The organism is Priestia koreensis, from assembly GCF_001274935.1.
GTDB lineage: Bacteria > Bacillota > Bacilli > Bacillales > Bacillaceae_H > Bacillus_AG > Bacillus_AG koreensis.
The window spans coordinates 1-8,203 of record NZ_LILC01000020.1; the positions used below are offsets into that span (position 1 = coordinate 1).

The following is an 8,203-nucleotide window of genomic DNA, read 5'->3' on the forward strand; positions in this document are numbered from 1 at the left end:
AATATACCATAGATTAAGGAAATTATTTAAATTGATATACCATTTTTTAATGATTTCCTATTTTAATTTCTTTTTTTGTTTTTTTCTTCTTCCATTTCTTTTATGATCTTTTTTAACATTTCATTAGTTTCAGAAACATCTACACCTCTTTTTACAGCTGCTTCTATAATTGCAAAATGAATTAATAAGGCCACACAGCTTAAAAATATAATTAGACCTATACTCATATAATTCGACTCCTTTTTACAAAAAAAGTATTTATTACCATATTTTAGTGTTAAAATGAAAGTTGTAAAAAAAATAAGGGGGAAATTTTATATGTTTAAGTCAAAATTATTGCTTGGTTCTCTGACAGCATTTGCATTAGCATTTGCTATCCAGACTTCTAACGCACATGCTGATGAAGTAGTTACAAAAAATTCTAATGGTATTGAAATTACAGAAACTGAATACCAAAACCTAACTAATTTAGGTTTTTCTGATCTGGCAATTAATCAAATGGATCAAGAAGCTTTCGATGAAAATAAAGATCTAAAGGTAGATTCACAAGTCGAAACTACTAAATATTATGAAGTTAAGGAATCTACAGATTCAAATAACAATTTATCTACTAATTTTAAGAATAAAATGTTAAATAATAAGAATGATAATAATGATAATTATACAACTACTGAATTAACTAAAGAGGAATATTATAAAAGAGTTAATAAAGTGAAATCCGAAGAACAGAATACTAATCAGTCTGTATTGAAGAACGGTTCTAAAACTTTAGCAGCGAATGATACTAGTTCTACAAGTTACCGTAAGCTTACAACTTCTATTCAAAGAATAGGTACTACGCTTAGACTATTTGATGAATTTGTATGGGATGTAGTTCCTTCTACAAGAAGTTATGATGTTCTTACAACTTCTATTGACTCCACGTTTTCTCCTGTAGCTGGTAGTCAGCACGGGCAACAAATATGGTCATATACTCACCCTAAATTAGGCGGGTTCTATGGAGATAATGCGGTCTACAATAGCAGCAGTACAACTTGGAACAAACAAAGTGCTGGATATGGAGTAAAAATGAATCTGAAAGACGATACAAGTACACTTAGAGTAACAGAATTAGAAGGTTATATGTACTACAATATCACTAGAAATTCTTCTGTAATACCTAAATTAGTTAATGCCTATGGTAACTATTCTCATGCAAAGTCCACAGTAAGTTCAAGTTATTCGTATAGTCTTTCATTTGGAGGTCCGGCCATCGGATGGTCAGGAGTTTCAAGTACAAGTTTTGATCAATTAACTACTCACGCTCAAACAGGATATTGATTTTTAAAAACACCTTTAGGATTCATAAATTCTAAAGGTGTTTTTTTATCGTTCTATTCTTCTTTCCTTTTTCTTTCGGTTTCCCTTCTTTAATTTATCTTGTTCTTCAAGTTGTTTTGCATGTTCAATTCCTTGTATAATACTTTCTAAAAAACTAGTATTTAATCCGGCTCCACTTTTATAATTTCCAGTTTCCGCATGTGATATATATTTTTCTGCTTTTGATTTTTCAGCTATTGTTGTATCCATTGCATTTTTTGAAGAAATGAAGGATTCCTTATCTTCAAATCCTAATTGTGCAATCATCTTTTTACATACTTTCAGTTGTTCTAAATCTTGCTTATATTCATTTTTTCTTTCTTTAGAGAACATGATCTTTCCTTTCAAGAAAGGATTTTCTCCTATTTTATCAATCTTATGCTGCAATTGCTCTAATTGTTTATAGTACAATTCAGCAGTGCGAATTCTCTGTAGTTCTTTATTAATATTTTTTATTTGCTCTGTAAGTTCCATTTTGACTTCATGGCGAGCTTGTATTATGGATTTTATAGATTCAATTGAATAATATTTACCCGTTTTATTTTTAATTTCTTTAAGTTTCATGGCAGTTTCATAACTAACATACTGGCCAGTTGTTTTTAAATTAGGATATATAGATACAATTTCTCTAATTTTAGATTGTTTAATTGCCTTTTCAGCTTGATTAAGGATGACTGTTTGAGTTTTAATCTCTTGTTTTTGTTTATGGATACTATTTGTCTTTTCATCATATTCGATCTTGAAATCTCTTGCTTTAATAAAGAATTCATTCACATTAGAGAAGTTTAACTTTTCTCTATAGTAATTAAGCTTTTCATCTACAGCTTGATAATCAGATTGGAGTTTACTGAGTTCCTTTTCAAAACGCTCTTTTCTAAAACGATTTTCTCTGATCTTTAACGGATTTAACCAATTTATTTCTTTAATACCTTCTTGTTTGTGTTTAATAGCGTTTTGAAGATATTCTTGTTTATCGATGTAAGATTGTGCTTTTTCGAATGTTTCATGTTTCCAGTCTAGATAATTTTGAGATTGGCTTAGACCATTTTTCCATTGATTAATTTGTTCTCTCCGTTTCTCAATACTTTCAATTGTGACATATCCTTTTACAACTGAAACAGCTTTCGTAATATCTATCTTTTCAGCCGGAGTTAAAAAATGTTGATCTTTTTTTTCTTTGACAATTTCCTTCTGCAATCTGGCTTTTTCCTCACGATAAGCTTGAAGGTCAGTGACAACACGATTATATTCCTGGCGTTCACGATTAATGGTTCCTCGATTGGTTTTCTTTCCTTCCTTTTCCATAGAAGCTGCAACGTGGCCTAAATGAATAGTTGGCAACTGTTCTAATCCGCGAGCTTCATGCGAAAGGTGAGAAATCCGTTCGTTAACTCCTTGCAGATCAAGAGCTTGATTGGCATAATTTGCCCATTGCTCTCTCCATTGATTTAATAATTTACGATCATTCCAGTCTCTATTTTTAACAGTAAATCCATCTTTCGAAATTTCACGTGTTGTTAGCATTACATGAGCATGTGGATTTTCTTTATCATCACGATGAATTGCAATATCAGCTATCATGCCTTTATTAACAAATTGACTTTGAACAAATTGTTTGATGAGATCTGTTTGTTGATTAGCTGATAATTCTCTTGGTAAGGCAATATTAATTTCTCTCGCTAATTGTGAGTTTTTACGTGTTTCAGCCTTTTCTACTTCGTTCCATAAACGGTTACGATCATATACCCATGAAGGGGATTGAGATGGGGATAAAATTATGGCTTCAGGTTGTACTTTTCGAGCATAATATTTGTTCTCACCTGTACGTTCATCAAGTAATCGTTCACCAGAACGATAAGCAGCAGAAGCGACTGCTGATTGTCCTCTGCTACGTGAAATAACTTGTGCTGAAAAATGATAGATCGCCATGAATTTCTCCCCCTTTCAAATGTCGCTACACGAATCCATAAATTGACCTTTATAAAAAAGAAATATCGTAAGATGGTTCTTTTTTATAAAGGTTTCGCCTAAAGGCGATTATATTTTGCTTCCGTAAGGAAGATGATTTATTTTTTTTGTTCCGAAGGAACCGCACACAAACGTAGTTTGTATAAGTGCGCCCTTATCTCTTTGATCTAAGGGAGATTATAACACACAAGCTGTGAATCATCTAGGATATTATTCTAGTTTTTTCCTTTTTTATAAGGTAGAATTATCATCATGAAGATAGCTTAAAGGGAGTGATAATTAATGGTTAGAAAAACAGATGAAGAACGCTTATTAGAATTAGAAAATAAAATGAAAGAGATGGAGGCAAAGAAACAGCAAATTGCTCAACGTTTAAAAGAAAAAGAGAGAAAAGAGAGAACTAGAAGATTAATACAAATAGGAGCTATATTTGAAAAACACTTTGAGATCCAAGGAGAAGAAGAAGCAGAAAAAGTTGCATTATATTTAAAGAGTGTATTTACAAAGAACAGAGATAAAATTGCCAATATGACAAAAGATCAATTAAATCAATTAAGAGAAGAACAGACAAATAGAACCTAATTACCAAGTAGCCTTAAGGATAAATAAGTTGCCTTAAGGCAACCTATTTTTTTACTTCGAAATAACTTAATTAGATGTTTGGGTATATTTTATTACTGTGCTGGTAATAGTATGTTTTTACCTCGTTTTTATCATAAATTTTCATTAGTAACTCTTCTTTTTAGTAACTTACCATTTTCTTTAGGGGTAAGTTTTTTCACGCTTTACTTTTAGTAACTTTTATAATATATTTATAAGTAACTTAAAATAAGGATGTGTGATGAATCAATGTTAAAAGTACTTGATTTCCATAAAAAATTGTATGACAAACGTTGGAATAATGATAAAACTTATCTTTATTTTACGATGGAACAAATGGAGACAGAATTTTCTCATCTAGCTAGTGAAGAAGGATTAACGGAGGAACAACTTCAAGAAATGTTGGAGCAATTATATATTCCACCTTACAAATATGATTTATTACCTGAACATCTTAGACATTCTGAATCTGCTAAAAGAGAAACCTTAGGGCGTCCAAGTATTGGTCTGACTAAAAAAGTATCAATTACCCTTCCAGAAGACATTTGGAACCGAATCAATCGAGAAATTGAGGAAGTGAATGATTTAAAATCAATGTCTGCTTACTTTAGAAAAATGGCACTTGATCATTTTAAAAGGAGTTTATAAGAATGATTTGTTCTTATTGTGAAAAAGAAAATTTGGTTTCAGCAGATCTTTGCTACTTTTGCCAAGCTCCTTTAAATAAAAAAAGACCTAGATTAAAAGAGCTTGTATTTATTGAGCAAGCTGAATTGTCTTATCAGCATCTTATCGAATTTCATACTTATGATATTCTTGTATTATTACGTTTGGTCAGAGAAGAGAGGTCTAAATCGTATAATTTAATGAGGACGCTCCAGAAAGCTCCTGAAGGCTTGGTAGTAGACAATGATACATTATCCTATGCTGAGAGTGAATATCAACGTTATACGGCGCGTATGAAGGTTCTAGAAGGTATATTGATTGATCGCATGGGATATAAACCGAAACGAGTTGACAATCATCTCCTGGAAAAATTGAGAGTTAAGATCGAAAAACCATAGAAAGAGGAAATTTTTAAGAAAATGTCGAAATTAGAAGAGATACAGAAAAACCGCCCTTGCTTTGGACGGCAGGCGGTTTCTGTAAAAGTTCAAGGGAATTAGTCCCTTTATTTGAATTGTTATAACAATATTCTATCATAAAGAGATTAATTCCTGCTACATAGGGGAGAGAAAAAGTAGTGGGAAAAAATATTATCAATTTTGAACAAGCTGAAAGAAATGCCAGAAAAAGAGATTTTGAAAATGATTCTAAAGATAGATTAAAAGCAGAGGAATTGAAGAAATCATTATTACAAACACTTAAAGAGCTTACTGGCGAAGAGCATTTTATCGGGACCAGTAAAGATCCATTTGCAGGGGAGCCCTTTAATCAAACGATGCATAGGAATTTGGATTTATTAAATCAAATTGGATATTTAACTCAAGCGGAGGAAAGTTTCCTTTTTAGAATTCAAGCTTATTTAGAGTTTAAGAGTAATGTTATCATTTGTAGAGAAGATAAATTTAAGAGAAAAAAGAAAAATATAGAAGATGATTTTGAATTACCTAAAGCAGCAACAGTTTCTGAAATTGCGGAAATGATAGGTAAATCAAGACAAAAAACGTCAGCTATTATGAATTCTTTAAAAGAAAAAGAGATTTTACTTAATCCTGAAGGTGCGGGCCAAGTTACAGAAAATGGACGTACTGTTAGTCCCAGGACGTGGATTGTAAATCCTTATATAATGATTTGTGCACCCAGAAAGAATAATGTACAGTTAGACAAATTAACCATGCGGTTATTCCAGCATTCTTTAAAAAATTTAAAAGATCAAAAGGGTAAAAAGGTTAATTTACCTGCTAGATTTTTTTAAAAAGCTATAGTTTTATATAGCTTTTTTATATTGAGAAAATCTAAAAAAGGTTTTTTTTAGGTGTCACGAAAAGGTGACAAAAACATATAAAAGTGTCACGAAAAGGTGACACCTTAAAAACCTCCTTCAGCCTATATATATCAAGGGTTTAAGGAGGTTTTTAAAAGTCTTTTCTATTATCACTATTATTTAATAGTGGTTCGCTAATTGTTTTTCAATACCCAAATTAATATATTTCTCGTAATATCTTTAGCCTTAAGGCTAAAGATAACACCTTTAAGGTGTTTGTTCTTAAGGTTTTTAAAAGTCTTTTATTGCTACTATTGGTCTATTACTAATATAATGGTTATATTACATTTAATTCTATAAAAGTAGGAAAGAGGTAATTTATTTGAGACTGAGTGAACACTTTGGTTTAAGTAATTTGCAACAAAAAGATTTAGATTTTGTTAACGTAAATTTGAATAAAGATAATAAATTATTTATTGATCCTGCTCAAATAGAAGTTAGAAATGGCGAATGGTTCAAAACTTCCGCGCACATAGTAAATGACTTCTTTTCAACTATTTTAAACTTATACAAAAGCGGTCAAGAAAATGAAGCTAAACTTCTTTTTAATCATGCTCATGAACCAAATGAAACAAAGTTAGGCTTATCTAGAGGAAAACCTAATGGTAAAGGTAGTTCACCTGAAAAATTAATAGAAATTTTTGACCAAGTTAAAGAACAAAAGCTAATTGAAGATGGACTAATAAATAACTACGAGGATTTTACAATTTTTGTTGAAGATTTCGCAGAAGATAGAATGTCTGATCTTGTAACTAATTTATTAAGACAGCAGCTAGCTATCTACACTGTAGAGCAATGTGAAAAACTTGGTCTTATATTGACTGATGTTCCAGTAAATATTGGTGTTTGTTGGGATCCATATGAACATAAATGGGTTAAGGTTCATACTAGGGCCCTGGTAGTAGACGGAAAGCTTGTATTATTGGTACCAAAAAGCATAATTGTAAAAAAGTATATGTATTCAGTAGATAAATATCTTTCAAATACAATTTTTAAATGGCGTCAAGATTATCATTTAAAAACCGACTCTAGACTGGTAACTAAAAAATTTATAAAGAGACATGAGAAGATTGTTTCCTATCCTCCAAGTATGGATACTTTGAGAAAAAAAGAAATAAAAGAAATGGATTTAAAAAGTAAAACCTATGCTATAAAAATGACCAAAGAAAAGTTAGATTTGATTAAAAGATTCAAAGAAAGTGTCAAAAATGCATTGCTAGGTACAAATAATAACAGTTTAACTGATGATGAAATAAACAATCTTATTGATGATGATAAAAAATAATTAAAAAACCAAAACCCTGAATATATTGAGGGTTTTGGTTTTTTAATTAACAGCCATTAATAGAATGATAGAAAATGTTGACATTAGACAAATTCTATTATATTATGATAAAAGGAACCATCTAGGGAAAAAAATAGCTGATTTAATATTCTGAAAATTTTAATCGGCAAAATTTTAATACCCTTTTTGGGTACTTTTTGCGTTTTTTATTTTTGGAGTTTACCAAGGAACTTTATCCTTGTTTATATACATTTGGTTCTCACGCCATGCAAAGTGTAAATAATTTAGAAGGGATTTGATAATCATGCAGTATTTTGCTTACCCGTCTTCTTTGCTTAGCTTCACAAGCATTGGTTGCTTGTTGGAGGTGAGTATTTCATGAGAAAAATCGATTTAAAGGATGTGTATCTTTTATTTTTCGGCTTAGTTATTGGACTAGCTGCTGCCGAAGTAGTTACTGACTACATTCCAAAAGTAGTTATCTTTGGATTAACTGTTGGTACTGGTGTTGCCTCTTTAGTAGTTTTTCTACTTTTAACATTGATGGTAATTTTGTTGGAAAAAGCTTATTACAGAATAGTTTCCAAGATTGCAGAAGATGTTAGAAAGAATCTTGAACAATAAATCCCCATTTATTGTTTTGTTAGATCCACCTATCCCCATAGGTGGTTTTTTTTTAATTCTGTAAAGAATTCTTTGATCATATCATACTATGACTAATATTTAGAAAAGTTAAGGATATTTTAATTGAAAAAAGTGCTGTTTTTTATATAAAAATATAATATCATACACTGTTAAATATATACTAACAAAAAAACATTAGTTTTAACAAGTTTTTTTTTGGAATTTGCTTAAAAAAAGAAAAAGAAAAGTGTATATATACTATTTATCCTAAAAAACATAGGATTATACCCACAACTACAAAAAAATATACCATAGATTAAGGAAATTATTTAAATTGATATACCATTTTTTAATGATTTCCTATTTTAATTTCTTTTTTT

Annotated in this window: 9 protein-coding genes; 7 read left to right on the plus strand and 2 right to left on the minus strand. The window is 30.4% G+C overall.

The genetic code is table 11. The annotated features are described in order from the left end of the window. Window positions 1–62 precede the first annotated feature (62 nt). Entirely contained in the window at window positions 63–227 is a 165-nt protein-coding gene (locus AMD01_RS24215) for a hypothetical protein (protein WP_157052757.1), read from the minus strand. Window positions 228–282: 55 nt separating this feature from the next. On the opposite strand from AMD01_RS24215, the gene AMD01_RS15435 reads away from it, so the two are divergent. Further along, window positions 283–1,320, plus strand: a complete 1,038-nt coding sequence (locus AMD01_RS15435) for a hypothetical protein (RefSeq protein WP_157052758.1) — start codon at window positions 283–285, stop codon at window positions 1,318–1,320. A 45-nt stretch (window positions 1,321–1,365) separates the two neighbouring features. On the opposite strand, the gene mobQ is transcribed toward AMD01_RS15435, so the two are convergent. Continuing rightward, a complete protein-coding gene (gene mobQ, locus AMD01_RS15440; RefSeq protein ID WP_053402337.1) occupies window positions 1,366–3,288 on the minus strand; it encodes a MobQ family relaxase in 1,923 nt (640 codons plus the stop codon). Between the two features lie 321 nt (window positions 3,289–3,609). Here mobQ and AMD01_RS15445 point away from each other — a divergent pair, with 321 nt between their 5' ends. From AMD01_RS15445 to AMD01_RS15470, 6 genes are all read left to right on the plus strand, one after another. Continuing rightward, entirely contained in the window at window positions 3,610–3,909 is a 300-nt protein-coding gene (locus AMD01_RS15445) for a hypothetical protein (protein WP_053402338.1), read from the plus strand. Between the two features lie 267 nt (window positions 3,910–4,176). Next, window positions 4,177–4,575, plus strand: coding sequence for a hypothetical protein (locus AMD01_RS24755; protein ID WP_245638960.1), 399 nt, complete (start codon window positions 4,177–4,179; stop codon window positions 4,573–4,575). 2 nt (window positions 4,576–4,577) lie between these two features. Further along, the gene (locus tag AMD01_RS15455; protein WP_053402339.1) at window positions 4,578–4,991 is read left to right on the plus strand and encodes a hypothetical protein; all 414 of its coding nucleotides are present in this window, start codon (window positions 4,578–4,580) and stop codon (window positions 4,989–4,991) included. 179 nt (window positions 4,992–5,170) lie between these two features. Beyond that, window positions 5,171–5,845 (plus strand): hypothetical protein, encoded by a 675-nt coding sequence (locus AMD01_RS15460; RefSeq protein ID WP_053402340.1) that lies wholly within the window; start codon window positions 5,171–5,173, stop codon window positions 5,843–5,845. Between the two features lie 391 nt (window positions 5,846–6,236). After that, window positions 6,237–7,199 carry a hypothetical protein gene (locus tag AMD01_RS15465; protein ID WP_053402341.1) on the plus strand — a complete coding sequence of 321 codons (963 nt, stop codon included), beginning with the start codon at window positions 6,237–6,239 and terminating at the stop codon, window positions 7,197–7,199. 378 nt (window positions 7,200–7,577) lie between these two features. Continuing rightward, window positions 7,578–7,823, plus strand: a complete 246-nt coding sequence (locus AMD01_RS15470; RefSeq protein WP_053402342.1) for a hypothetical protein — start codon at window positions 7,578–7,580, stop codon at window positions 7,821–7,823. Window positions 7,824–8,203: the final 380 nt, after the last annotated feature.

Coding starts and splice junctions, on each gene's coding strand:
- AMD01_RS24215 (WP_157052757.1), bottom strand. CDS start 227: ATGAGTATAGGTCTAATTATATTTTTAAGCTGTGTGGCCTTATTAATT.
- AMD01_RS15435 (WP_157052758.1), top strand. CDS start 283: ATGAAAGTTGTAAAAAAAATAAGGGGGAAATTTTATATGTTTAAGTCA.
- mobQ (WP_053402337.1), bottom strand. CDS start 3,288: ATGGCGATCTATCATTTTTCAGCACAAGTTATTTCACGTAGCAGAGGA.
- AMD01_RS15445 (WP_053402338.1), top strand. CDS start 3,610: ATGGTTAGAAAAACAGATGAAGAACGCTTATTAGAATTAGAAAATAAA.
- AMD01_RS24755 (WP_245638960.1), top strand. CDS start 4,177: ATGTTAAAAGTACTTGATTTCCATAAAAAATTGTATGACAAACGTTGG.
- AMD01_RS15455 (WP_053402339.1), top strand. CDS start 4,578: ATGATTTGTTCTTATTGTGAAAAAGAAAATTTGGTTTCAGCAGATCTT.
- AMD01_RS15470 (WP_053402342.1), top strand. CDS start 7,578: ATGAGAAAAATCGATTTAAAGGATGTGTATCTTTTATTTTTCGGCTTA.